The sequence below is a fragment of the Paraburkholderia megapolitana genome (assembly GCF_007556815.1).
Lineage (GTDB): Bacteria > Pseudomonadota > Gammaproteobacteria > Burkholderiales > Burkholderiaceae > Paraburkholderia > Paraburkholderia megapolitana.
Window position 1 is genome coordinate 2,532,612 of sequence record NZ_CP041745.1, and the last position, 21,808, is coordinate 2,554,419.

Consider the following 21,808-nt stretch of genomic DNA (forward strand, 5'->3'; position numbering starts at 1 on the left):
CTATCACCTCGTTTTCATCGGTGTTGCCGGGGCCCTGCAACACCACGGTTCAACCTGCCCCTCAGCGAAGCCAGCCACCAGATGGCGCCCATTGCGAGTGCCGCAAGTGTGGTGAGGGCCGCGTCATGATTCTCATCGGGTAACGTCAGCGTGACGATGACGACCAGGGTCCATGCCCCACCGGTCACGATCATGGGCACAAGCCAGCGGCCAAGATCGAACACCCCTTGCGGCGCGCTCGGCATATCGCCGCGGCGATGTGCCAGATAAGCGGCGATCAAGGTCAGAAAGTAAGTCAGGTAGTACGTCAAACCCACCATCGAGTAAATCGCCGTGACGAATCCACCGCTCGCGAGATTCAGCACTACCGCAATGACCGTGATCAGGACAATTGCGCCTACGGGCGTACCGAACCTCGGATTGACGGACGACAGAAACCCCGAGCCAGGTAGCATCTTGTCCCGTGACAACGCAAACGTCATACGCGTCGCCACCGCCATGTTCGCAATCAGACAGGCGAGAATCGACGCGAACGCTACGACAACCATCACACTGCCCGCGACGCGCCCGAGTTGCAACCGGACGAGATGAATGACCGGGTTCTCCGAATGAGCCAGAAGCTGCTCTACCGACCCCGGAATTGCCATTCCCAGCAAAGCGAACACGACGATGCCGAGGACACTCGATACCACGACCGCCCTGATCATTGCCCGAGGCGCGGTCTTGCGAGGATCCCGGGTTTCTTCGGCAAGGTCTGCGGCACCTTCCCATCCCAAAAGCACGGAAACCGGCAGAAGCGTTGCAAGTGCGATCGTAACGAAATGAATTGGCTGCTTGCTGACAGGATTAGTGTCGACCAGAATTCCCAATCCTTGCGTGTGAGGAAAAAAGAAGAAGACTCCTCCGATCAACGCGAGCGTCAGTACGACCGTGCCGATGAGCTCGATACATGCCCCCAGGTCGTTCATTCGTGTTGCGATCCTGATGCCGAACACATTCAGGACACCGACGACAACCGTTGCGCCGATACTCAACAACTGAATCTGCAACTGTGTCGGGTTGGGCCATATCTCAGGCGCAAACACACTTCCGATGGCCGCCGACGTCGCAGCCGTACCGGCAGCAAAAGAGATGAACGCCACCCACCCGGTGAACCAGCCGAAGTGATTCCCAGCCAGCCGGCTCGACCACTGGTAGGCATAGCCCGTCAGTGGAATCCGTCCCGCGAGGTGCGAATAGACCATCACAATGCAGAACACCAGCGGGATGACGACAAGCCACAGCAGAATGCCCACGCCACCCACCCGGGTGAATGGATCCGAAAAAAGGGTGACCACCCCTGTGTTGATCGAAACCATCGAGAACGCAAGGGCGAAGGACGTGAAGGATCCCATCGTGCGATGCAGCTTCTGCTGATAGCCAAGCGTGGCTAGATCCGCATCGTCGGAGGCTACCTGCTGCTCATCGCTCACTTCCGGGGCGCGTGCATCGTAGGCTGTGGAGGGGACACTCATTTGACGTTCTCCTCGATAATTCCCAGTACCTCGTCGAGGACATCAAGGGCGCGCGCAAGCAAAGGACGCTCGATGTCCAGCGGCGGCTTGATCTTGATGAGATTGCCCAGGCCCGCGTAGCGACTTTCGCCGAACAGCACACCACGCTCAACGCCGAGCCGATACACCTCCTGCGATTCGTGACGTGCGGGCGTCTTCTTTTCCCGATCGGTGACAAGCTCGAACGACACCATTAGACCCGGGCAGCGGACCTCGCCAATCAGCTTGTGGCGCTTCTGCATCTCAAGCAGTCGCTGGGTTGCATATTCGCCCGATTCCTTTGCTTTCGCGCAAAGGTTGTCTGCCTGAATGGCTTCAATCGTGGCTACGCCTGCCGCGAGCGATACGGGGAAGTGACCAAAAGTGAGTGCATCTTCTCCTTCATCGAACCACGTGAGACGGTCGTCGGCGAGAATACCCGCGAGCGGGAAACCACCGCCGACGCCTTTGCCGAACACAATGATGTCGGGCAAAACATCGTAGTACTCCGAGGCCCACATCGTGCCCATGCGGCCGAAGCCTGTCTGAACCTCGTCCAGAATGAACAGGATGCCATGGCGATCGCAGATTTCACGTACCCCCTTGTAATACGAACGCGGAAACTCTATGTGACCGCCATTTCCCTGTATCGGCTCCATCATCACCGCGGCGACAGGACCGTCGACCCCTTTGACGATGGCGTCCTCGAGGAGCCCGAGGCACAACTGCGACTCCATCTCGGGGTCCATCCCGAGGCGACTGCGATACGGATAGGGATGCGGAACACGTGTAAATCTCGGCTGGATCGGCAGGAACGGATTGTTCGGATGCGGCCAGCTGGCGCCCAGCGTCGCCAGTGAGCGACCGTGGTATCCGTCCTGCAGGACGATCAGGTTCTGCGCACCGGGACGATTCTTGACGGCCAGCTTCATCGCCATTTCGCCAGCGAGGCTGCCATGCAACGCAAAGCCGATCTGGTTCAGGTTCCCAGGAGCGATTTCCCGCAGCTTCTTGACCAGCGCGCGACGCGGCAGCGAGTCGAAGTTCGGCCGGATGTGCATCATCTCGCGGGTTTGAGCGATTGCCGCCTCGACCACCCGTGGGTCATTTGCACCGAGGTTGTTGGACCACGCCTGCGCCGTGCAATCGATGTACTCCTTGCCCGTGTCGTCCCACACGAGAGATCCCCGTGCGCGTACGAGCGTGATTTTGTCCGAGGACTTCAGGCCAGCAACTTCTTCCGTTGTGAATGCGTCTTTCCCACTCATGTCTCTATCTCCTGTTTCGCGGGGCGCCAGAACTGCGCCTTCGATCGAATGCTAGGAGGTGTAAACGCTGGCTAGAATGACGAAAAAAAGATGTATATATTGGAAATACCAATAAATGACGGCACGGTACCTACGCGGCACTGCTGCAATGGAGTCTTCGATGCATAACTTTGGATTCGATCTGCGGCAATTGCGTGCCTTCGTGACGGTCGCCTCCGAACTCAACTTCCTTCGGGCCGCGCATCTATTGCACGTGTCGCAGCCGACACTTTCGCAGACCATCCGGCAACTGGAAGGAACCCTCGGCGTCTCCCTTTTCAATCGCAACACCCGCAGCGTTGCCCTAACGGAAGCGGGTGAAGAACTGGTCAAAGACGCGAAAAAGATTCTGGACTACGCCCAAAAATTCATCGAGAACGCGGACGATCATGTTCGGGGAATACGAGGCGTACTCAATGTGGGGTTCCTGACAGGTACAGGTGTTGACTTGATGCCCGAGGTATTGCGTGCCTTTGGTGAAAAATATCCAGAGGTCCGCGTGCTGGTCAAAGAGTTCGACTTCTCAAAGCCGGAGGCAGGCATCAATGAGGGTATGGATGTCGCGATACTCAGGCCACCGGTTAGCACCGAGGGTGTTGAACTTGAGATCCTGCTCGAAGAAACGTGCGTGGCATGCCTGCCTCAGGCTCATCGTCTGGCCAAGGCCGCTAACCTGAGCATTTATGACCTTCTGGACGAGCCCATCGTCGCGGCGCCCAGCCAGGGTATCTGGCGCAATTACTGGATTGCTGACGACTACCGTGGCGGACGAGGAGCCAAAGTCGTTCACGAAGCCGCAACGGTGGAGAGCGAACTTCAGGCGGTCGCATCAGGACGCGGCATCAGCATCACTGCATTGTCGACAGCCCTCTTCTATTCGAGGCCAGGCGTCGTTTTCCCTCCCATTCGTGATATGCCGCCCTGTCGGATAGCGGTCGCCCTGCCTCAGACGGCCACGAAGGCGGCGCGCAATTTTGCTGATATTGCGGTGAATGTCGCTGAAGCGCACCGTGCGCGCGAAGCCGTCTCACCGGCTGGTCATCGAGCGTCCCAGCGAGCTAACCCTTCAATTCAGTAGTTCGCCTTGAACTCTGCGGAGGTAAAGGGTGTTTTTCGAAGTCGAACACCGGTCGCATGGAATACTGCATTACTGATTGCAGGTGCGACGGTCAACGCGACCGGCTCACCTGCACCGACCGGCGGCTGATCAGGACGGTTCAACAACGAAATCGTGATCTCCGACGGTAATTCGCTAAAACGCAGGATGGGGTAACTCGTCCAGTCCAGCGACAGCATTGCTTTGCTGTCAAAGTGCACTTCTTCCTTGAGCGAACGGCTAAGCGCCTGAATCACGCCCCCTTGTATCTGGTTGCGTAGCCCGTCAGGATTCACAATCAAACCGCAGTCGTGTGCGACAAACACACGCGTGACACGAATCTCGCCACTGTGAGTGTCCACCGAAGCCTGGCACACCATCGCGACATAAGCTCCACCGGGCTCAAGTTGTGCGAGCGCAACCCCAACACCCTCGCGAACCGTGGCACCACGCTTGTTCGCATTGACACGACGCGTAGCCCAATTCGATATCGCCCTCACCTCTCGAAGAACCGCGATCGCACGCGTGTCGCTCAGATGCGCGAGGCGTAACTCGACTGGATCGCGCGAAGAAAGACTGGCTAACTCATCGAGAAACGACTCATTCGCGAATGCATTTGCCACTGCTCCAAGACCACGCATCGCGGAAGGACGCAGGGCGCCATCGGGTAGCCAGCGTACCGCGACTCTTTCGTCAGGAAAGTGGTAAAGCGTTCTTGCACAATCGTCTCCGCCGTAGCGAATCGGCTTGGGTGACAACCCCAGCATTCTGCCCGGCAACAGGTTTCCCGCATTACCAAACGGCCGCGAGATGTGCGTCGGAGTGGACACCAGGTATGCCCAGCTATCAACCCTTCCTGTTGCGTCGATACTGCCTTTAACCTGAATTTCCATTGCGGGACCTTTGGGATCCCAACCGTGTTCGTCATGCCTCATCCATTGCACGCGGACGGGGCGTTTAAAGGCCTGCGAAAGAACCGCGGCTTCAGCCGATGCGTCGTCCGCGCCGTTATGACCGTAGCATCCGGAACCTTCTACCCAGATAAGACGCACTTGGCTTGCTGGCAGATTGATCAGAGCAGCGATGGCATCGCGTGTCCCAAACGAACTTTGGGTCGCGGACCATACAACCGCAGAGTCATTCTTGACATCTGCGACCCCACAGGAAGGTCCGATCGACCCGTGAGTTTGATACGGTGTCCGATAGGTGACGCTCAGGCGCCTCGACGCCTTGTCAAAAGCGTGGCGGGCATCGCCAGCTTGACGCAATTCCTCAGTCTCACCCTGCTCCGCACGCATCGTGTCATATATCGCAGAGCTCTCGATCGAGTCTTGCGGCAACTTCCATTTGACTACGAGCATCCGTGACGCGGAGACCGCCTGGAACTCCTGCTCGCAGACGACCGCAACAAAATTATGCTTGACGAAAACAGCGATGAATCCCGGCAGATCAGTCACGCTCTTCCGATCCACGTCGATCAACGTTGCGCCACTGAGCGGCGGATGAATCACGCGAGCGTGCACCATGCCCGGTAGCCGTAGATTCTGAAGGTACGCGTGAGTACCGGCCACCTTCTCCGGCAGATCAATCCGCTGAACCGGCTTGCCAATTACATTAAAAGCGGCTGCTCGCTTTAACGTTGCCTCTTTATCGACCGGCAGCGTCGCCCATGTTGGCGGGATCACATCGCCATATGCAACCGCGCGTTGCGGATTTGAGGTTACGCGGACATATCCGTCCCGGGTACTCAACTGACTTATCGGCACCACCAACGCGTTCGACGCCTGCTTGACCAGAAACATCCGGGCCGTCGCGCACGCGCGGCGTACCGGTAGTGCGCTGTTCTTGATCGTCATGCTGCCAAACGTCCCTCCCTGATCGATAGCAATGGAAGTGTCGCCCATTGCCACCGTCACGCTCGCAACCGATACGTCAAGCTCCTCAGCAACGAGTTGTGCGAGTGCCGTCTGCACGCCGGTGCCAAGTTCCACCTTCCCTGCGTACAACGTAACCGCGCCATTCCTTGCGATCGAGAGCCATGCGCCTATATGTCCCGCGTCCTGCGATTTTGGCGCTTCCGTTTCATTGCCTGTAACCGCATACGCAGGCGAAATCGACCGTGGCATGAACAACGGAAGCGAAAACGATATGGCGAGACCACCGCCCATTTTCAGAAGCTGCCGGCGGCTGGTCATACCGCCCCCTCTTTGGCTGCATCTTCCACAGCGGCGAGAATGCGGAAATGAGTCCCGCATCGACAAAGGTTGCCATCCAGCGCCGCAACGATCTCATCCCTCGTTGCATGAGGTGTCTTATCGAGCAGAGCCGATGACGTCATTATCATGCCGCTTATGCAGTACCCGCATTGTGCAGCCTGGTGTCTCACGAATGAGGAAATCAACGGGTGCGGTGGATCGCGCCTTGCAAGCCCCTCGACTGTCGTGATGGGTTGAGTAACCGCCTGCACCGGAATCACACAAGAACGTACTGCCGCATTGCCGAGATGCACCGTACAAGCCCCACATTGAGCAAGCCCGCAGCCGAATTTGGGTCCGTTTAGGTGCAACTCATTGCGCAAAACGTAGAGCAACGGTGTGTCAGGACTCGACGCGACCTCATGTGGCTCTCCATTTACAACGATAGTCTGAGGCATGCTTGTCTCTCGGATGGGTGAGTGCAATGCGAGGGTTTCCGCGGCTTTTCCCTGAAGTCAGGCGTTGCTTGACCGACGACCTGCGCGTGTCGATCGGTTGTCGCTTAGTTGCCGCTTAGTTGTCGCTTAGTTGCCGCTTAGTTGCCGCTTAGTTACCACTCACGCACTGGCCCTTCGTGCACTTATCGCCGACGACAGCCACACCTTCAACTTCGATCTTCCATCCAGGCTGGGCCAGATCCTTGATCGTGATCAGAGAGCTCGCAGGGTAGTTGCCGTCGGGAAAGTATTTTTTCCTCAACCTGACGAACGTATCTCCATCCTTTTCGTCCTTGATGAAGACAGTCATCGTCGTGATATCGGCGTTCGTACCGCCTACTTTCTTGAGCGTCTTCGAGAAGTTCGAGAAAATCAGTTCGATCTGGGCATCCAGATCGTTCGATATGTCCTTCCCGTTCGCATCCCGGTTTCCGCCTTCCCCCGCCAGAAAAACCATGTGACCACCATCAGTGACAACGGCTGTCGAGTACGCACGGCTTTTCTCGAATGGACCGCTGACGTAGTCCGCGGCGAAGCTTTGGGTGAGTCCGGCTGACATCAGGACGAACGACAGACACACGCTTATGGACAGATTTTTCATTTTCTTGCTCCGATTTAGCTACGATTCGTGTACTGCGATCTACGGCTCTACACGACCTCCTTCCCTGCATCAGCCTCTTCAACCATTCTTCAGCCTCGCATCGAGTGAAACCGCGCCGGGGCCCACCACAACCACATAAAGAAGGCCGCCGATGATCGATATGTTCTTCAGAAAGTTATAGAGCTGATCATCGAACTGCTTCGCGTCAACGCTCCAGAACGGATGGAAGATGAATGACGTCGGAAGCGTAAAAATGATCAATACCAGCGCTGCCCAGCGAGTCTTGTAACCCACCGCCAGGAGACTTCCACATCCGATTTCGATCGCCATTGCCACCAGAATGCTGAGCGTGGGAAATGGCAGATGTTTGATCGTTGCATAGCGCACCATCCCGTCGAACCCGATCACTTTCAGGACCCCGCTAACCAGAAAGAGAATGGCGAGCAGAACCCGTGCAGCAGCCAGGGAGGTGTCGGAGCCTGATGTATTGACCTTCAATCCATTTGTTTCCATGCCGCTTCCTATGCGTTCCTAAATGTATGAATATCGCCTGATTCATGGGGTGTTTTTATTTTCACCACCCATATACATGAAAAATCATTCAATCTGAGGCTAAGTTTATACTTGAACTTTCATATATATGCACCAGGGTATACCCGCTCACACGGATGCGAAATATGGCTAATTTCCCGCGCGGCATGCCCTATCACGGAGCTATCCGATCCACAGAACATTGACGTATACTTGCATACGCATGTATTTCGTGGAGGTAGCCAGGAAATGAAAAAGCAGCGTCCTTCGCAGATCGAGGTCGATCATGACCTGGAGCGAGCCGTACCGTACCTCGTGGCGCGCGCAGGAAGCCGGATGGGCAACGCTTTCTCGAGAGCGCTCAAGCCATACGGTCTGAGCCTGAGCGAATGGCGCGTGTGTGCGTCGCTCGGTCATATGCCTCATCAGCGACTCTCCGAACTGGTCCCGCGGGCGTGTGTCGATCAGTCAGCACTCTCACGCATCGTGGACAGGCTGATTGAACAAGGGCTCGTTTCCCGAGAGAAGAGCAGTGACGATGGCCGCGCCGTGCAACTCGCGCTGACAAGGAAAGGCGCCGATCTGACGAGTGAAATCGTTCCGCTCGCGCAGCGTTATGAGACCGTCGCATTGAACTGCTTTAGCACGGCAGAGGCCGAAATGTTGCGTGAGCTGCTAGCGAGGCTCTTTCACAACGTAGAATCCCCAGCCGCCTTCGATATCGACGCGGAGTCGAGCGACTCCAGTCTGTAACGGGTCTTGTTAGCGCGTCTTAGATGGTCTCGTTCTTCTGCCCTACAATGCTCGTTATTGCTCACTACGGGTCATTCATCGGAATCCACGATGCTCACTTACGAAGCCCTTCCAGACGAGCGCCAACGTCATATACGCTCATTGCTCGCGTCGAAAGGCAAAGTATTTGCCGCCGATCTGGCAGCAGAATTTGAAGTATCCGAACACACTATCCGGCGCGATCTGACCGACCTCGCAAAAGCAGGCGCTTGCAAGCGGGTGTACGGAGGCGCAGTCGCGATTCCACCCAATGGCGGGAACCTGCAGCATCGAATGGAACGGGAGCCTGAGCGAAAAGACGCGCTCGCTGTTGCGGCAGTCTCTTTGCTCGCTGACAACCAGTGCATTTTTCTCGATACCGGCAGCACCAACCTGTCTATCGCGCGCGCCATTCCAGCGAATCTCAACCTCACCGTTGTCACCAATTCTCCGGTTATCGCGTCTGCTCTTCTAGAGAAGGACAATGTGACCTTGATCGCGCTGGGTGGTCAGATCGACAAGGCGATTGGCGGTACCGTGGGCGTTCTTGCAGTCGAGGCGATCCAAAGGTTGACGTTCGATCTTGCATTTCTCGGCGCTTGCGCAATCGATCCGCAAGAAGGCTTGACCGCCTTCAGTCTGGAGGACGCGTCATTCAAACGCGCGGTGCTTGCAAGAAGCGGCGCGATCGCGATAGCAGTGATCAAGGAGAAGATGATTAGCGTGGCTACGCACAACGTCGCTTCTGTAGACGCCATCGCAACGATCATCGTCGAAAAGGATGCGCCGAAGAAGCACGTCAAGGCGTTCGCCGACAGCGGAATACAGGTGCTGGTCGCGTTCCGGTGACGCGGCAGCGGCAGTTTGCAATTGCCGGGGAAACATAAGATGGCGCACCGCTTTCTTATCAAGGAGATCGCCCTGCAGGCCGGCGTCGGGGTGGCGACAGTCGACCGCGTGCTCAATGGACGCATCCATGTCCGCGACCACACGCGCAAACGCGTCGAACAGGCCATCAAGGAGCTCGAAAAGCAGGAGTTGCAACTGGCCACCGCGGGACGCAAGCTCATGATCGACGTCGTCGTCGAAGCTCCGGCGCGCTTTGCCGACGAGATCAAGGAGGCACTCGAAGCCGAACTACCCGGGATGCACCCTGTTGTCATTCGTCCGCGTTTCCTGATGCGCGAAACGATGACAACGGCTGAAGTCGTCGATGCACTTCAGTCGATTGGACGTCGGGGAAGCCATGGAGTCCTCCTGAAAGCGCGCGATGTTCCCGAGATTGCAGAAGCAATCGGCGACCTGAAACAGCGCGGCATTCCGGTCATCACGATCTTCACCGACATTCCGCTGTCCGGGCGCGTCGCTTATGCGGGGCTGGACAACCGGGTCGCCGGCGCCACCGCCGCTTATCTAGTCGCGCAGTGGTTGGGCCCAAGAGCCAGCCACATCCTGATCACCATGAGCGATGAACGGTTCAGGGGTGAAGAAGAACGCGAAATCAGCTTTCGCCGCGCCCTGAGAACACGCTACCCCCAGCTCACGTTGATCGATGCCAGTGGTGGACACGGCCTCGACACGCCCACGGAAAAGCGCGTCCTCAATGTGCTCGCCACCGGGACTCACGTTGCCGCGGTCTACTCCATGGGGGGAGGAAATATCGCTATTCTTCGAGCACTCGAAGCCCAACGGCAATCTCCGGTTTGCTTCATCGGACACGATCTCGATCGGGACAATGTGCAACTGCTGCGCGAGGGCAAGCTTCAAGCGATTCTTCATCACGATCTACGTCAGGACATGCGCTCGGCGTGCCAGCACATCACGCATTTCCAGAAACTTCTGCCTGGATCAGCTGTGTCGCAATCTTCATCGGTCGTTGTCGTCACGCCGGAGAACATTCCCGAACATATCGCGAGCCGGTTCCGTTGATCGCGACTTCGATATTGCGGATCTAGCCGGGCCCGGCATATAGATACGTCCGCTTCCAAAGTTATCCGCCCGCCCGGTATCGCTTGTTCTGGTATAACTCTGGCCCGAGTGTATATTCGTCAACGATGAAGACACGTCCGGGAGAATCTGTTGGGACCTCTGGTTGCTTACCAAAGTCGAATCCGCCTCGTCGCCATGCTGCTCGCCTCGAGTCTCTTCGTCATAGTGTGTCTCACGTCGATCGTATTTTCGCGAGATGCGATGAGCACCCGCGCAATAATCTTTGCGGTGGCGGGCGTCCTTTTTTTCGGCCTTTGCGCATGGTTCGCGTTATCCCGCCTGATACGGAAGAAGGCCGCCGTCGTAGTCGATAGCGACGGACTCACCGATCGGGCATCAGCCATAGCGTTAGGGTTTATTCCATGGTCCGATATCGTGGATGCCAAAGTCGTTCAGCAAGATTTTCGCAATTCCCGGCACACGTTTCTTGGTGTGTCGCTGCGCGATCCTGACAAGTATCTGGCAAGGTGCGGTCCCGTCGCGCGCGGTGTGTTGAAACTGAATCGCCGCATGTCTGGTTATATCGTGAATATTCCGCAAACCACGCTGTCGGTGACGGTTGAAGAGATCTTGAAGCGGATGAATGTTTTTCTTCAAGCGCAGCAAGTTGGCAAGAACCCGGACGACGATAATTCCTTTATCCGCCGCACAAAAGAACTGAACGCGACGTCGAAGGCTCTGATCGAACAGAGCCAGGGGTGGCTTGAGCGTGCTCTCGCCGCGCGCGGCGACGACGTGCGTCCTCTCCTGCAAGAAGCGCAAGGACTACCTGCGCGCATCAACTCGCATCTGATTGATGGATCTCGGGTCCAGCAAGGCGCTGGAGTGGTCCTCGGATGGCCCCGTACTTGGCACGCTCGCGGCAAAAGTCGCGCTGGTACTGCATGGCGCCGACTGGCCCCAGCTTGAATCGTATGAGCGCCACGCCAAGCACGACAGGAGCACTTCGAAGCAAGCGGACCCGTGCACCTGGGGCTATGTCGATTTCAAGGAGTGGTTCGTCCAGCATGATCGTATCGACCCAGGCTGGAGAGATGAGGCTGAAAGGAAGTGTGAGAGTACGCGTTCGGGCTAGAAGCGAAAACCTGTGCAAGCCAGGACTATGGCCTGCCTCGCACAGGTTTTAAATAACTTCACAGCGCGCCACCAAAGTCCACCGACACGCCTACTGACCCGCCAGCACCACCGCAGGGTCCAACTCGAAGCCCGGGTAGTTGAATGCACCGTTCAGCTTGTCGCACTCCGCAGGAGTCACACCCTGCTGGCGCAGGATTGCATGCCATCGTGCAATCACAACCTGCTGAATCTGGTCGACGATCGCTCTCGCGCGTTCGAGTGAGAGTTTGAACTGCCCATGTTGCGAGAGCAGATTGGTACGGTTTGCATAGCGGTTGTAGATCCCGCAGGTCATCGCAAGGTCGCGCTTCTCGATGCTGGTCAGCGGGTTGGGCGTCAGGTCGTATGCCGGCGACAGCTCCCACTTGTCCGTCGGCGCGATCAATGCATGGTTGCGGGGATGGTCGTCGGTGTTGGAGATGAGCGCGTTGAACACCATACGCCGGAACAACTCTTCAAGATCCTGGGCTGGGCGTGCACTTCGCCGCCGCAGCTCATCGGCGAGCACCAGGTACGACCACCTGGCCCGGTCTCCATGCGAGTCTTCGGCGCCTAGCGCGGTCAGGCCACTGATCATGCGATGGCGCAAGTACCCATCAGCGGTAAGCGTGCGGTCGAAGCGCTGCACGAGCAGCACGGCCTTGCCGGCGACGTTTTCGATGCGGTGCCTGGCAACGCGCAGGCCGCACTCCTGTGCCAGCGTGAGCATCGCACCTTCGACACGCGCATTGTTCCACCTGTCGCTCCTGTCCGGAAACTTGGCGAGCCATAGGCCCTCGGTATCTTCGACCACGTTCTTCGGCCGTGCTCCGCCCATCGAGGTGCCGGGTTGCAGGAGTTCGAACATCTGCTCCGGCACATCCGGTTTGCCTGCAGCATCGTCTTCCATGAACTGCTCGGCCGCTGTGAGCAAGGCCTCCAGCTGGACGACCTGATTGAACTTGCGGATCGGCGCAGGGGGTACCTTGTCACGCCCGAAGGACAGGGCCCCTGCGCGGTCTTCCGGCGAGTGCAGCAGGTAGTCGACCTCGGTGAGATCAGTGCGTTCGGTGTGCTTTTCGATGATGCGGCGACCCCAGGCGTCGGGTGACGCATCGCGCAAAGGGCCGAAGATGCCCTTGAGTTTCACCGTCTGCACGCGGCGCGGCGCCAAGGGCAGTTCATACGGATCCAGCGGGACAGCATCGGCGCGCTGCAGGTAAGCCGGGTTGTAGACAAACGACCCTGTAGGCACCCCTTGCGGGAAGTCCAGCTCGTAGAACCCCGCCGTCACGACCTCCATTGACTGCGGTAGCTGGAGGTAAACGTAGGCGCGCTGGTCAGAAGTCGCCATCGAATTGCTCCTTGCGATGGCGAATCCGCTGCGGCAAGCGCGTGAGCTCCAGTTGCTTGCCTTCCTCGTCGCGCTCAGAGTCGGCAAACGCCTGGATCTCAGATTCCAGACCCATCGCCCACAGCATGGCCAGGTAGGCCCCGAGGCCGGTTTGCAGGTTACCCGACTCCACAGCGCGCGCGGTGTCGTAACTGATGCCCGCCTTGGCGGCCAGCTCGCGCAGGGTCAGCCGGCGGCGTTTGCGAGCCGTCGCCAGCCGCTCGCCGATGCGTTGGGCCCCGTCCTTCACAGCGAACGGGGCGGTCTGATTCAATTGAAGTGGACGAGGCATACCGAAACCATCCGGAATTCACATAGGAACGGTTTCAGTATTCTTTTTTGATGGACCGAAGTCAAGGAGCAAAGGCTGAATCCGTTCAAAAATTCCCTAAAAACGGTTTCAACAGTCCCAAATTGATCTGCGCTCTCCTGAAAGAGGCAAATGCCGTCACCCGTCAAAAGACGTGTGCCTGTCCACAAACCCGCACGAATATTGACTTATATGCGGATTTCTCGCCCCTCACTCCCACTCAATCGTCGCCGGCGGCTTCCCCGAAATGTCGTACACCACCCGATTAATCCCCCGAACCTCATTAATAATCCGGTTCGACACCCGCCCCAGCAGTTCATGCGGCAGATGCGCCCACTGCGCGGTCATGAAATCGAGCGTCTGCACCGCACGCAGCGCGACGACATATTCATAAGTCCGCCCATCGCCCATCACGCCGACGCTCTTCACGGGCAAGAAAACCGCAAACGCCTGGCTCGTCAATTCGTACCACGACTTGCCGGTCGCTTCATCGATGGTCGTACGCAACGTTTCGATAAAAATCGCGTCGGCACGACGCAGCAGATCCGCAAATTCACGCTTCACTTCACCAAGAATCCGCACACCGAGACCCGGCCCCGGGAACGGATGGCGATACACCATCTCCGGCGGCAGACCGAGCTTCACGCCCAGTTCACGCACTTCATCCTTGAACAGTTCGCGCAGCGGCTCGAGCAGCTTCAGGTTCAACGTCTCAGGCAAACCACCGACGTTGTGATGGCTCTTGATCGTCTGCGTTGCCTTCTTGCCCTTACCCGCCGATTCGATCACGTCCGGGTAGATCGTGCCCTGCGCGAGCCACTTCGCGTCGGTCAGCTTGCCGGCTTCCGCCTGGAACACTTCGACGAATTCAGCACCGATGATCTTGCGCTTCGCTTCCGGGTCGGTAACGCCAGCGAGCTTCGACAGAAACGGTCCGCTCGCATCGACATGAATCACTTTCACGCCGAGATGGTCGGCGAAAGTCGCCATCACCTGCTCGGCTTCGTTCAGACGCAGCAATCCGTGATCGACAAATACGCACGTGAGCTGGTCGCCGATCGCGCGATGCAGCAGCGCCGCCGCCACCGACGAATCCACGCCACCCGACAGCCCGAGAATGACGTGCTCGCTGCCGACCTGTTCTCGAATCTTCGCGACCGCCTCGTCGACGTAGTGGCCCATCTCCCAGTCGGGTTGCGCAGCGCAGATCTTCAGCACGAAGCGTTCGAGCATCGCGCGGCCCTGCGCCGTGTGGGTGACTTCCGGGTGCCATTGCACGCCGTAGAAATGACGGGTCTCGTCGGCCATCGCCGCGATCGGACACGACTCGGTGGAGGCCATCAGCTGGAAGCCCGGCGGCATGTCGAGCACCTTGTCGCCGTGGCTCATCCACACTTTCAGCATGCCGTGGCCTTCCGCCGTACGGAAATCCTCGATGCCGTCGAGAAAACTCGTGTGATTGCGAGCTCGCACTTCCGCATAGCCGAATTCGCGCAGATGGCCGTTATCGACCTTGCCGCCGAGCTGTTCGGCCATCGTCTGCATGCCGTAGCAAATGCCGAGCACCGGCACGCCCAGTTCGAACACTGCTTGCGGTGCACGCGGCGTATCGGTGTCGGTGACCGAACTCGGGCCGCCCGAGAGAATCACGCCCTTCGGCTTGAATTCGCGGATGAACGCGTCGTCGACGTCGTACGGATGAATCTCCGAATACACATGCGCTTCGCGGATGCGACGCGCGATCAGTTGGGTGACTTGCGAGCCGAAGTCGAGGATCAGGATCTTGTCATGCATGGCAGCGGACGAAATAAGAGTGAGGGGATACGGAAAGCCGCGCAGCGCGCGGCGTTAATCTGGATGCCGGCTGCGAACCGGCAATGTGTGTGGTGGTCTGCGCACCGGGAGTGGACGGCACACGCAGTGATGCAAACGGCGCGCGCAGACGGAATACGGGAGCTTTAGCGAACGGTATCGGGCAGCGCGCGTCAGCCATGGAACGGAGGCCGCGGCGGGCTAGCCGCCTCGGCGGTTGCATCGCGCGTGCCGCTCGTGCCGGCTTCGCCGCCAGTACTGGCGCCGGTACTGGAATACACGCTGGGCCGCGATGCGGCAGCGAGATCCGGTTCAACACGCTGGCCTGCTGCGGGAGCGGTCGAAGCCACCGGCAAAGCAGGTTCGGCGGCAGGTTGCGTGCCATAGCCTGAACCCGAGCGATCGGTACTGCGCGCTTTCGCGGCCTGCTTGTCGGCGCGCGCCGCAGCCGCCGTTTCAGCGCCCCGTGTGCGGTCACGTCGCCGCACGGCACCCGCCAGTCGCACACCGCCAAGCCCGATAATCAGCAGCACCGCTCCAGCAAGCACCGAAACCAGTTGCCCAAAGCCCGTCAACGACGGCGTACGCAAACCGAGCAGCCAGACCAGCATCAACACACCGGTAAGCCAGTTCACATGCCCGATGACACGTGCCGCCGTAGTAGTGAGCGCACCATCGATGGAAGCATGCAGCGCCAGCCACGCGAGGCCGATCAGCGCGATACCGAACGCCTGCCCAATCAGCGCGGGCTGCACCTGGACCAGTTGCATCGCGTTGTACAGCGACGCCCATGGCGTGAGCAGGAAGAGCAACCCGAACGCGAGCAGCAACAGGGCATCGACGATCAGTACAACGCGCAGCAAGGCTTTCATCGGCGGTTAGTCCACGTGGTAGTTGGGCGCTTCCTTCGTGATCTGCACGTCGTGCACGTGCGACTCGCGCATGCCGGCCGCGGTGATCTGGACAAACTCGGCCTTGTCGTGCAACTCGTCGATCGTGCGGCAACCGCAGTAACCCATGCTCGCGCGCACGCCGCCGATCAGTTGGAACAGGATCGCGCCAACCGAACCCTTGTACGCAACGCGGCCTTCGATACCTTCCGGCACAAGCTTGTCGATGTTGGCCGAGTTGTCCTGGAAGTAGCGATCCGCGGCGCCGTCCTTCATCGCGCCAACCGATCCCATGCCGCGATACGACTTGTACTGACGGCCCTGATACAGGAACACGTCGCCGGGCGACTCTTCGGTGCCTGCGAACATGCTGCCCATCATCACCGAGTTCGCGCCCGCCGCGAGTGCCTTGCTGACATCGCCCGAGAAACGCACGCCGCCGTCCGCGACGACCGGCACGCCCGAACCCTTCAGCGCTTCGGACACGTTGGCAATCGCGCTGATCTGCGGAACGCCCACACCGGCAACGATCCGCGTCGTGCAGATCGAGCCCGGGCCGATACCGACCTTCACGCCGTCCGCGCCGTATTCGACGAGCGCCTTGGCTGCGTCGGCAGTCGCGATGTTGCCGCCGATCACTTCCACATGCGGGAAATTCTTCTTCACCCAGCGAACGCGCTCGAGCACGCCCTTGCTATGTCCATGCGCGGTATCGACGACGATCACGTCCACACCGGCCTGCACGAGCAGCGACACGCGCTCTTCGTTGTCTTCACCGACACCGACTGCCGCGCCCGCGCGCAGCTTGCCATGTTCGTCCTTACAGGCGTCCGGGTGTTCGGTCTGTTTGGTGATGTCCTTGACGGTCATCAGGCCGCGCAGTTCGAATGCGTCGTTGATGACCAGCACGCGTTCGAGCCGGTGGCTATGCATCAGCGCTTTCGCTTCGGCGAGCGGCGTGCCTTCTTTCACGGTAACGAGGCGATCGCGCGGCGTCATGATCGTGCGGACCGGCTCGTCGAGGCGGGTTTCGAAACGCAGATCGCGGTTGGTGACGATACCGATGAGTTGCGCGCCTTCCACGACCGGGAAGCCCGAGATGCCATGCTGCTGCGACAGTGCAATCACGTCGCGCACCTTCATTTGCGGCGGCACGGTGATCGGATCGCGCACGACACCCGATTCGAAGCGCTTCACCTTCGCCACTTCGCGAGCCTGCTCGGAGGGTGTCAGATTCTTGTGGATGATGCCGACGCCGCCCATTTGCGCCATTGCAATGGCAAGACGGGCTTCGGTGACCGTATCCATGGCGGCAGATACCAGCGGCATATTCAGGGAGATGTTGCGGGTCAGCCGGGTTTTGAGGCTGGTGTCGCGCGGCAGAACATCGGAGAAGGCCGGGACGAGGAGCACGTCATCGAACGTGAGTGCTTTTTGGATCAGACGCATGGCAAATCCTATAGGCGCAAAAGTGGATTATACGCGATACCTCCCTGGTTTTCACTGCACGAACAGCAGCTTAGCGATTTTCCCGGCTTTTTTTGCTCGTGCGCAACGCTCCGATTTCGCTTCTCCGTTCGCGGCCGGTTCGATCGGGTTTCGTTTGCGCGTTCGGGCACAGGGCGGCGCTTCCGGCTGTCGACGACCCGCCACGAAAAACCCGGGGACAAGGCGAAATCGTCGCAGTGCAGGATTGAACAAGACCCCTCCCGCCCATGCCGCTAACCTGCACCCCATCGTTTTTCCTTATCGGCCGGGTTATGTCGGAGCAGTCAATGCAGCGCGGAGTCGCCTACGGCGTGTTGGCCGGAGCGTTATGGGGCATGGTTTTTCTGGTGCCGCGGCTGCTCGCCGATTTTTCGCCGCTACTGCTGAGCGCAGGGCGTTACACGATGTACGGCATCGTGTCGCTGGTCGCCGCGCTGCCCGCGGCACGCTCGCTGCTGCGTCGTCTGACCCGCGCAGACCTGATCGCTCTGATCAAGCTCGCGCTGATCGGCAACCTGCTCTACTACATCCTGCTGACGGGCGCCGTGCATCTGGTCGGCATTGCGCCGGCCTCGCTGATCGTCGGTGTGCTGCCGGTTACCGTCACGCTGCTGGGGCGGCACGACCGCGGCGCCGTGCCGCTCGCGCGGCTCGCGCTGCCACTGGCCGTAGTCGTGGCAGGCATCGCGTGCATCAACGTCGATGTCTTCACGGCCGCGCAGGCCGGCAGCACGGGGCTCGGCGCCAAACTCGCCGGGCTTGCCTGCGCGACCGGCGCACTCGCATGCTGGACCTGGTTTGCAGGCGAAAACGCACGCTACCTGAGGCGTCTCGAGCATTTCAGCGGCAACGAGTGGTCAGTGCTGTGGGGTGTGGTCACCGGCGCGCTCGGCGCGGGGTTATGGCTGGTAATCGCCGTGCTGCCGTCCAGCAGTGCCCAGGTGCCACTCGCAACCGATCGCTGGCACCTGTTCTGGCTGCTCAACCTGGGCCTCGCCATCGGCGCGTCGTGGCTCGGTAACGGGCTCTGGAATGCAGCGTCGAAACGGCTCCCGTTGACACTATCCGGCCAATTGATCGTCTTCGAGACGCTGTTTGCCCTGCTCTACGCGTTTATCTACGACCACCGGCTGCCACGGCCGCTGGAAGCGGCTGCAATCGTTCTGCTGGTGGCGGGTGTGAGCTGGTCGGTGCGCCAGCATGCGGGGAGCGGCTCGCATGGGCCCTCGATTGAGGACAAAGCTCAGGCGCAGGCCCACTGAATCCGGGGTGCCGCCTGCGTGATCAGCCACGAACCCCTAACGCGAATCCTTCGACAACCACTTGCGCCCTTCGATCGACCCTTCGCGACGTGTTTTCTCGACGCGCCGCTGCCGTGCGGTCTTCGGATCGACGGTGAGCGGCCGGTAGATCTCGACACGGTCGCGATCGGCCAGCACGGCATCGAGCGGCTTCAGTTTGCCGAACACACCGACCTTCTGCTTCGTCAGATCGATCTCGGGATGCCGCTGTAGCAGGCCGCTCGCGACAATCGCCTGCTCGAGCGTCGAACCGGCAGGCAGGCTAAGTGGCACGAGCGTCTGCGCCTGCGGCAGCGCGTAGCAAACCTCGACCGACAGCAACGTACTCATGACTTGCCGTACCGCTGGTCGGCCCGTTTCACGAAAGACTCGACGAACGTGTTCGCGATGTGGCTGAATACCGGGCCGATGATCTTTTCGAGGATGATGTTCGCGAATTCGTAGTGCAGCGCAAACTCGATCTTGCACGCGTCGGCGCGTAACGGTGTAAAACGCCAGTAGCCGGTAAACTTGCGAAACGGCCCGTCGGTGAACTCCATATCGATCCGCGTAGGCCGCTGCTGGGTGTTGCGGGTCGCGAAATGCTGCTTGATGCCCTTGAAGTTGATATCGATCCTCGCCTCCATGCCGCCCTCGTCCTGGCGGCGAATGTCGACACCGCCGCACCAGGGAAGGAAATTGGGGTAGTCGGCAACGTCGGTGACGAGGTCGAACATCTGTTCCGCCGAATGGCGAATCAACACGGTTTTCTGGACATCTGCCATAAATTGAACAGCACGCGGCGAGGTGGGCTGGCGCGGCGGGCCTTTCCGGGCTCCGCTTTGCTAAAATCGTAATTTTAAACGAGTTGGGCACTTTCCATTAATGAGCATCATTGACAACAGAAAAGCCTTCTTCGATTACTTCATCGAAGACCGCTACGAAGCAGGGCTCGTGCTCGAGGGATGGGAGGTCAAGGCGCTGCGCGCCGGGCGCGGCCAGATCCGGGAAGGCTACGTGGTGATCCGCAACGGCGAGCTGTTCCTGATCGGCGCACACATCAGCCCATTGCCGGAAGCGTCGACGCACATCCACCCTGACCCGGTCCGCACCCGCAAGCTGCTGCTGCATGCGGAAGAAATCAGCAAGCTGATCGGCAAGGTCGAGCAGCGCGGCTACACGCTCGTGCCGCTGAACTTCCACTACAAGGGCGGCCGTGTGAAGTGCGAAGTCGGTCTGGCGAAGGGCAAGAAGACGCACGACAAGCGCGATACCGAGAAAAAGCGCGACTGGGAACGCGAACGGGCGCGACTGATGCGCAATCCGACGTGAGGGGCTGCCGCCGGCCGCACTGCGGCACGGTTGCGGTTATGGCCGCACAACCATCCATCATGAAACGGGCCTGCAGATGCGGGCCCGTTGTCTTTCTATCGGTTAAATCGTAGCCGCTTAACCGCTTATCCAGTTACCGCACGTCCGTGCTCTTGCCCTTGTTCACGATGGTCAGCGCCGACGCGATCATCGTGCTCATGTCCGCGAGATTGCCGGGGACGATCAGCGTATTGCCCTGCTTCGCCAGATTGCCGAACGCATTGACGTACTGCTCGGCAACCTTCAGGTTCACTGCTTCCATCCCGCCCTGCGACTGGATCGCTGCGGCAATTTTCTGGATCGCCTGTGCGTTCGCCTCGGCGACTGCCAGAATGGCCGACGCCTGGCCCTGGGCCTGATTGATCGCGGCCTGCCGTTCGCCCTCGGACTTCTGGATCGACGCTTCCCGGCCGCCCGATGCGATATTGATCTGCTCCTGCTTGCGCCCTTCCGATGCCGCAATCAGTGCACGTTTTTCACGCTCGGCGGTGATCTGTGCCTGCATCGCGTGGAGAATTTCCTTCGGCGGCGTCAGGTCCTTGATCTCGTAGCGCAACACCTTGACGCCCCAGTTCGCCGCCGCCTGGTCCAGCGACGACACGATGCTGTGATTGATGAAATCGCGTTCCTCGAAAGTCTTGTCGAGTTCGAGCTTGCCGATTACCGAGCGCAGCGTGGTCTGCGACAGCTGCGTAATCGCGAACACGAAGTTGCTCGATCCGTACGACGCCTTCATCGCATCGGTGACCTGGAAGTACAGCACGCCATCCACCTGCAGCTGCGTGTTGTCGCGTGTGATACAAACCTGGCTCGGCACTTCGAGTGGAATCTCCTTGAGCACGTGCTTGTAGGCGATCCGGTCGATGAACGGCAACACGATGTTCAGACCCGGCGTCAGAGTGCCGTGATAGCGGCCGACCCGCTCGAGGACCCATGCATGCTGCTGCGGCACGATCTTGACGGTCTTCGCGATGAGCGTGAAGACGATGAGCAGCAGGATTACCCCAATGATGGTCAAATTCATGGCTGTACCTCAGTAGTTCGAATAATGGTTCGCCAGCAAGCCGCGGCTGCACCGGCGAATCTTGCTATCACACCTGTTCGGGCTGCTTTCTCGCCGCTACGATCAGACGGCTGCCTTGCAGTGCGGTGATCTCGTAGAGCCGCGCGTCTTCGGGCTCGCCTGGGGCAAGCTCGACGTCCCATTGCGCACCGCGGTAATTCGTGCGCGCCCGGCGGTCATGCCACTCGGTGACCGTTACCGTGGCACCGATGTCGAGATTCACATCCCGATCCGAAGCAGCATCGATACGTGCACGTCGACCGCCGAAACGCGAGCGACGCAAGAGGATCACCGCGACCAGCGCCACCACCGCCCCGCAGGCGAACTGCCAGTGCGGTGCAACGCCGGCCCAATGCGCCAGCCCCCCGGCCACGCAACCCAACGCGATCATCAACAGATAGAACGTGCCGCTCAACAACTCCAGCACGAGGAGCGCGCCCGCTGCGCCCCACCACCACAGTGCGCCTATCTCCACATCGGTCTCCCAAAACAAAACACCCCGGCTCTACCGGGGTGTTTATAGCACGAACCGTATCTTATTTTGCGGTCGTGAATGGCGACGTCTCACTGCTCGTCGCCGTACGCGA

The 21,808-nt window shown here is 59.4% G+C and carries 22 protein-coding genes; 7 read left to right on the forward strand and 15 right to left on the reverse strand.

Going from position 1 to position 21,808, the window contains the following annotated elements:
- Positions 1–14 precede the first annotated feature (14 nt).
- Both FNZ07_RS24535 and FNZ07_RS24540 read right to left on the reverse strand, forming a co-directional pair.
- Entirely contained in the window at positions 15–1,514 is a 1,500-nt protein-coding gene (locus FNZ07_RS24535; RefSeq protein ID WP_091013728.1) for an APC family permease, read from the reverse strand.
- Positions 1,511–2,710, reverse strand: a complete 1,200-nt coding sequence (locus FNZ07_RS24540; RefSeq protein ID WP_211367934.1) for an aspartate aminotransferase family protein — start codon at positions 2,708–2,710, stop codon at positions 1,511–1,513. The genes FNZ07_RS24535 and FNZ07_RS24540 overlap by 4 nt, the downstream gene beginning before the upstream one ends.
- A 250-nt stretch (positions 2,711–2,960) precedes the next feature.
- Here FNZ07_RS24540 and FNZ07_RS24545 point away from each other — a divergent pair, with 250 nt between their 5' ends.
- Entirely contained in the window at positions 2,961–3,917 is a 957-nt protein-coding gene (locus tag FNZ07_RS24545; protein ID WP_091013736.1) for a LysR family transcriptional regulator, read from the forward strand.
- Here the strand turns inward: FNZ07_RS24545 and FNZ07_RS24550 are convergent.
- From FNZ07_RS24550 to FNZ07_RS24565, 4 genes are all read right to left on the reverse strand, one after another.
- Positions 3,911–6,130: a xanthine dehydrogenase family protein molybdopterin-binding subunit gene (locus FNZ07_RS24550; RefSeq protein WP_170275833.1), complete on the reverse strand. Its 2,220-nt coding sequence runs from the start codon at positions 6,128–6,130 to the stop codon at positions 3,911–3,913. The genes FNZ07_RS24545 and FNZ07_RS24550 overlap by 7 nt on opposite strands.
- Positions 6,127–6,588: a (2Fe-2S)-binding protein gene (locus FNZ07_RS24555; RefSeq protein ID WP_091013741.1), complete on the reverse strand. Its 462-nt coding sequence runs from the start codon at positions 6,586–6,588 to the stop codon at positions 6,127–6,129. The genes FNZ07_RS24550 and FNZ07_RS24555 overlap by 4 nt, the downstream gene beginning before the upstream one ends.
- Before the next feature lie 148 nt (positions 6,589–6,736).
- Complete coding sequence (locus FNZ07_RS24560) at positions 6,737–7,228, reverse strand: RidA family protein (RefSeq protein WP_091013744.1); 492 nt, start codon at positions 7,226–7,228, stop codon at positions 6,737–6,739.
- 78 nt (positions 7,229–7,306) lie between these two features.
- Positions 7,307–7,741 carry a DoxX family protein gene (locus FNZ07_RS24565; RefSeq protein WP_091013748.1) on the reverse strand — a complete coding sequence of 145 codons (435 nt, stop codon included), beginning with the start codon at positions 7,739–7,741 and terminating at the stop codon, positions 7,307–7,309.
- A gap of 267 nt (positions 7,742–8,008) precedes the next feature.
- Between FNZ07_RS24565 and FNZ07_RS24570 the strand changes: the two genes are divergently transcribed.
- The 4 genes from FNZ07_RS24570 to FNZ07_RS24585 all read left to right on the forward strand — a co-directional run bounded on the left by FNZ07_RS24570 (position 8,009) and on the right by FNZ07_RS24585 (position 11,428).
- A complete protein-coding gene (locus FNZ07_RS24570) occupies positions 8,009–8,512 on the forward strand; it encodes a MarR family winged helix-turn-helix transcriptional regulator (RefSeq protein ID WP_091013751.1) in 504 nt (167 codons plus the stop codon).
- A gap of 90 nt (positions 8,513–8,602) precedes the next feature.
- A complete protein-coding gene (locus FNZ07_RS24575; RefSeq protein WP_091013755.1) occupies positions 8,603–9,379 on the forward strand; it encodes a DeoR/GlpR family DNA-binding transcription regulator in 777 nt (258 codons plus the stop codon).
- A gap of 39 nt (positions 9,380–9,418) precedes the next feature.
- Complete coding sequence (locus FNZ07_RS24580; protein ID WP_091013759.1) at positions 9,419–10,459, forward strand: LacI family DNA-binding transcriptional regulator; 1,041 nt, start codon at positions 9,419–9,421, stop codon at positions 10,457–10,459.
- Between the two features lie 195 nt (positions 10,460–10,654).
- A complete protein-coding gene (locus tag FNZ07_RS24585; protein WP_091013763.1) occupies positions 10,655–11,428 on the forward strand; it encodes an STM3941 family protein in 774 nt (257 codons plus the stop codon).
- 256 nt (positions 11,429–11,684) lie between these two features.
- Here the strand turns inward: FNZ07_RS24585 and FNZ07_RS24590 are convergent, their stop codons facing one another.
- The 5 genes from FNZ07_RS24590 to guaB all read right to left on the reverse strand — a co-directional run bounded on the left by FNZ07_RS24590 (position 11,685) and on the right by guaB (position 17,468).
- Entirely contained in the window at positions 11,685–12,968 is a 1,284-nt protein-coding gene (locus FNZ07_RS24590; protein WP_091013766.1) for a type II toxin-antitoxin system HipA family toxin, read from the reverse strand.
- Positions 12,955–13,299 carry a helix-turn-helix domain-containing protein gene (locus tag FNZ07_RS24595; protein WP_091013769.1) on the reverse strand — a complete coding sequence of 115 codons (345 nt, stop codon included), beginning with the start codon at positions 13,297–13,299 and terminating at the stop codon, positions 12,955–12,957. The genes FNZ07_RS24590 and FNZ07_RS24595 overlap by 14 nt, the downstream gene beginning before the upstream one ends.
- A gap of 228 nt (positions 13,300–13,527) precedes the next feature.
- The gene (guaA, locus tag FNZ07_RS24600; protein WP_091013772.1) at positions 13,528–15,111 is read right to left on the reverse strand and encodes a glutamine-hydrolyzing GMP synthase; all 1,584 of its coding nucleotides are present in this window, start codon (positions 15,109–15,111) and stop codon (positions 13,528–13,530) included.
- Positions 15,112–15,302: 191 nt separating this feature from the next.
- Complete coding sequence (locus FNZ07_RS24605; protein WP_091013776.1) at positions 15,303–16,001, reverse strand: hypothetical protein; 699 nt, start codon at positions 15,999–16,001, stop codon at positions 15,303–15,305.
- A 6-nt stretch (positions 16,002–16,007) separates the two neighbouring features.
- Positions 16,008–17,468: an IMP dehydrogenase gene (guaB, locus tag FNZ07_RS24610; RefSeq protein WP_091013779.1), complete on the reverse strand. Its 1,461-nt coding sequence runs from the start codon at positions 17,466–17,468 to the stop codon at positions 16,008–16,010.
- A 326-nt stretch (positions 17,469–17,794) separates the two neighbouring features.
- Here guaB and FNZ07_RS24615 point away from each other — a divergent pair, with 326 nt between their 5' ends.
- Positions 17,795–18,769, forward strand: coding sequence for a DMT family transporter (locus tag FNZ07_RS24615; protein ID WP_091013783.1), 975 nt, complete (start codon positions 17,795–17,797; stop codon positions 18,767–18,769).
- Between the two features lie 36 nt (positions 18,770–18,805).
- Here the strand turns inward: FNZ07_RS24615 and FNZ07_RS24620 are convergent, their stop codons facing one another.
- Both FNZ07_RS24620 and FNZ07_RS24625 read right to left on the reverse strand, forming a co-directional pair.
- Entirely contained in the window at positions 18,806–19,138 is a 333-nt protein-coding gene (locus tag FNZ07_RS24620; protein WP_091013786.1) for an RnfH family protein, read from the reverse strand.
- Entirely contained in the window at positions 19,135–19,572 is a 438-nt protein-coding gene (locus tag FNZ07_RS24625; RefSeq protein ID WP_091013789.1) for a type II toxin-antitoxin system RatA family toxin, read from the reverse strand. The genes FNZ07_RS24620 and FNZ07_RS24625 overlap by 4 nt, the downstream gene beginning before the upstream one ends.
- A 100-nt stretch (positions 19,573–19,672) precedes the next feature.
- Between FNZ07_RS24625 and smpB the strand changes: the two genes are divergently transcribed.
- Positions 19,673–20,119: an SsrA-binding protein SmpB gene (gene smpB, locus FNZ07_RS24630; RefSeq protein ID WP_091013792.1), complete on the forward strand. Its 447-nt coding sequence runs from the start codon at positions 19,673–19,675 to the stop codon at positions 20,117–20,119.
- Between the two features lie 133 nt (positions 20,120–20,252).
- On the opposite strand, the gene FNZ07_RS24635 is transcribed toward smpB, so the two are convergent.
- Positions 20,253–21,182, reverse strand: coding sequence for an SPFH domain-containing protein (locus FNZ07_RS24635; protein WP_091013795.1), 930 nt, complete (start codon positions 21,180–21,182; stop codon positions 20,253–20,255).
- 67 nt (positions 21,183–21,249) lie between these two features.
- Positions 21,250–21,696, reverse strand: coding sequence for an NfeD family protein (locus tag FNZ07_RS24640; protein WP_091013797.1), 447 nt, complete (start codon positions 21,694–21,696; stop codon positions 21,250–21,252).
- Positions 21,697–21,808 lie beyond the last annotated feature (112 nt).

Bases quoted from the DNA above. Each gene is read 5' to 3' on its own strand.
- FNZ07_RS24585 (WP_091013763.1), top strand. From the start codon at position 10,655: ATGCTGCTCGCCTCGAGTCTCTTCGTCATAGTGTGTCTCACGTCGATC.
- FNZ07_RS24605 (WP_091013776.1), bottom strand. From the start codon at position 16,001: ATGAAAGCCTTGCTGCGCGTTGTACTGATCGTCGATGCCCTGTTGCTG.
- FNZ07_RS24620 (WP_091013786.1), bottom strand. From the start codon at position 19,138: ATGAGTACGTTGCTGTCGGTCGAGGTTTGCTACGCGCTGCCGCAGGCG.
- FNZ07_RS24595 (WP_091013769.1), bottom strand. From the start codon at position 13,299: ATGCCTCGTCCACTTCAATTGAATCAGACCGCCCCGTTCGCTGTGAAG.
- FNZ07_RS24570 (WP_091013751.1), top strand. From the start codon at position 8,009: ATGAAAAAGCAGCGTCCTTCGCAGATCGAGGTCGATCATGACCTGGAG.
- FNZ07_RS24535 (WP_091013728.1), bottom strand. From the start codon at position 1,514: ATGAGTGTCCCCTCCACAGCCTACGATGCACGCGCCCCGGAAGTGAGC.
- FNZ07_RS24590 (WP_091013766.1), bottom strand. From the start codon at position 12,968: ATGGCGACTTCTGACCAGCGCGCCTACGTTTACCTCCAGCTACCGCAG.
- FNZ07_RS24565 (WP_091013748.1), bottom strand. From the start codon at position 7,741: ATGGAAACAAATGGATTGAAGGTCAATACATCAGGCTCCGACACCTCC.
- FNZ07_RS24545 (WP_091013736.1), top strand. From the start codon at position 2,961: ATGCATAACTTTGGATTCGATCTGCGGCAATTGCGTGCCTTCGTGACG.
- smpB (WP_091013792.1), top strand. From the start codon at position 19,673: ATGAGCATCATTGACAACAGAAAAGCCTTCTTCGATTACTTCATCGAA.
- FNZ07_RS24635 (WP_091013795.1), bottom strand. From the start codon at position 21,182: ATGAATTTGACCATCATTGGGGTAATCCTGCTGCTCATCGTCTTCACG.
- FNZ07_RS24550 (WP_170275833.1), bottom strand. From the start codon at position 6,130: ATGACCAGCCGCCGGCAGCTTCTGAAAATGGGCGGTGGTCTCGCCATA.
- FNZ07_RS24555 (WP_091013741.1), bottom strand. From the start codon at position 6,588: ATGCCTCAGACTATCGTTGTAAATGGAGAGCCACATGAGGTCGCGTCG.
- FNZ07_RS24560 (WP_091013744.1), bottom strand. From the start codon at position 7,228: ATGAAAAATCTGTCCATAAGCGTGTGTCTGTCGTTCGTCCTGATGTCA.
- FNZ07_RS24580 (WP_091013759.1), top strand. From the start codon at position 9,419: ATGGCGCACCGCTTTCTTATCAAGGAGATCGCCCTGCAGGCCGGCGTC.
- FNZ07_RS24615 (WP_091013783.1), top strand. From the start codon at position 17,795: ATGCAGCGCGGAGTCGCCTACGGCGTGTTGGCCGGAGCGTTATGGGGC.
- guaB (WP_091013779.1), bottom strand. From the start codon at position 17,468: ATGCGTCTGATCCAAAAAGCACTCACGTTCGATGACGTGCTCCTCGTC.
- guaA (WP_091013772.1), bottom strand. From the start codon at position 15,111: ATGCATGACAAGATCCTGATCCTCGACTTCGGCTCGCAAGTCACCCAA.
- FNZ07_RS24575 (WP_091013755.1), top strand. From the start codon at position 8,603: ATGCTCACTTACGAAGCCCTTCCAGACGAGCGCCAACGTCATATACGC.
- FNZ07_RS24625 (WP_091013789.1), bottom strand. From the start codon at position 19,572: ATGGCAGATGTCCAGAAAACCGTGTTGATTCGCCATTCGGCGGAACAG.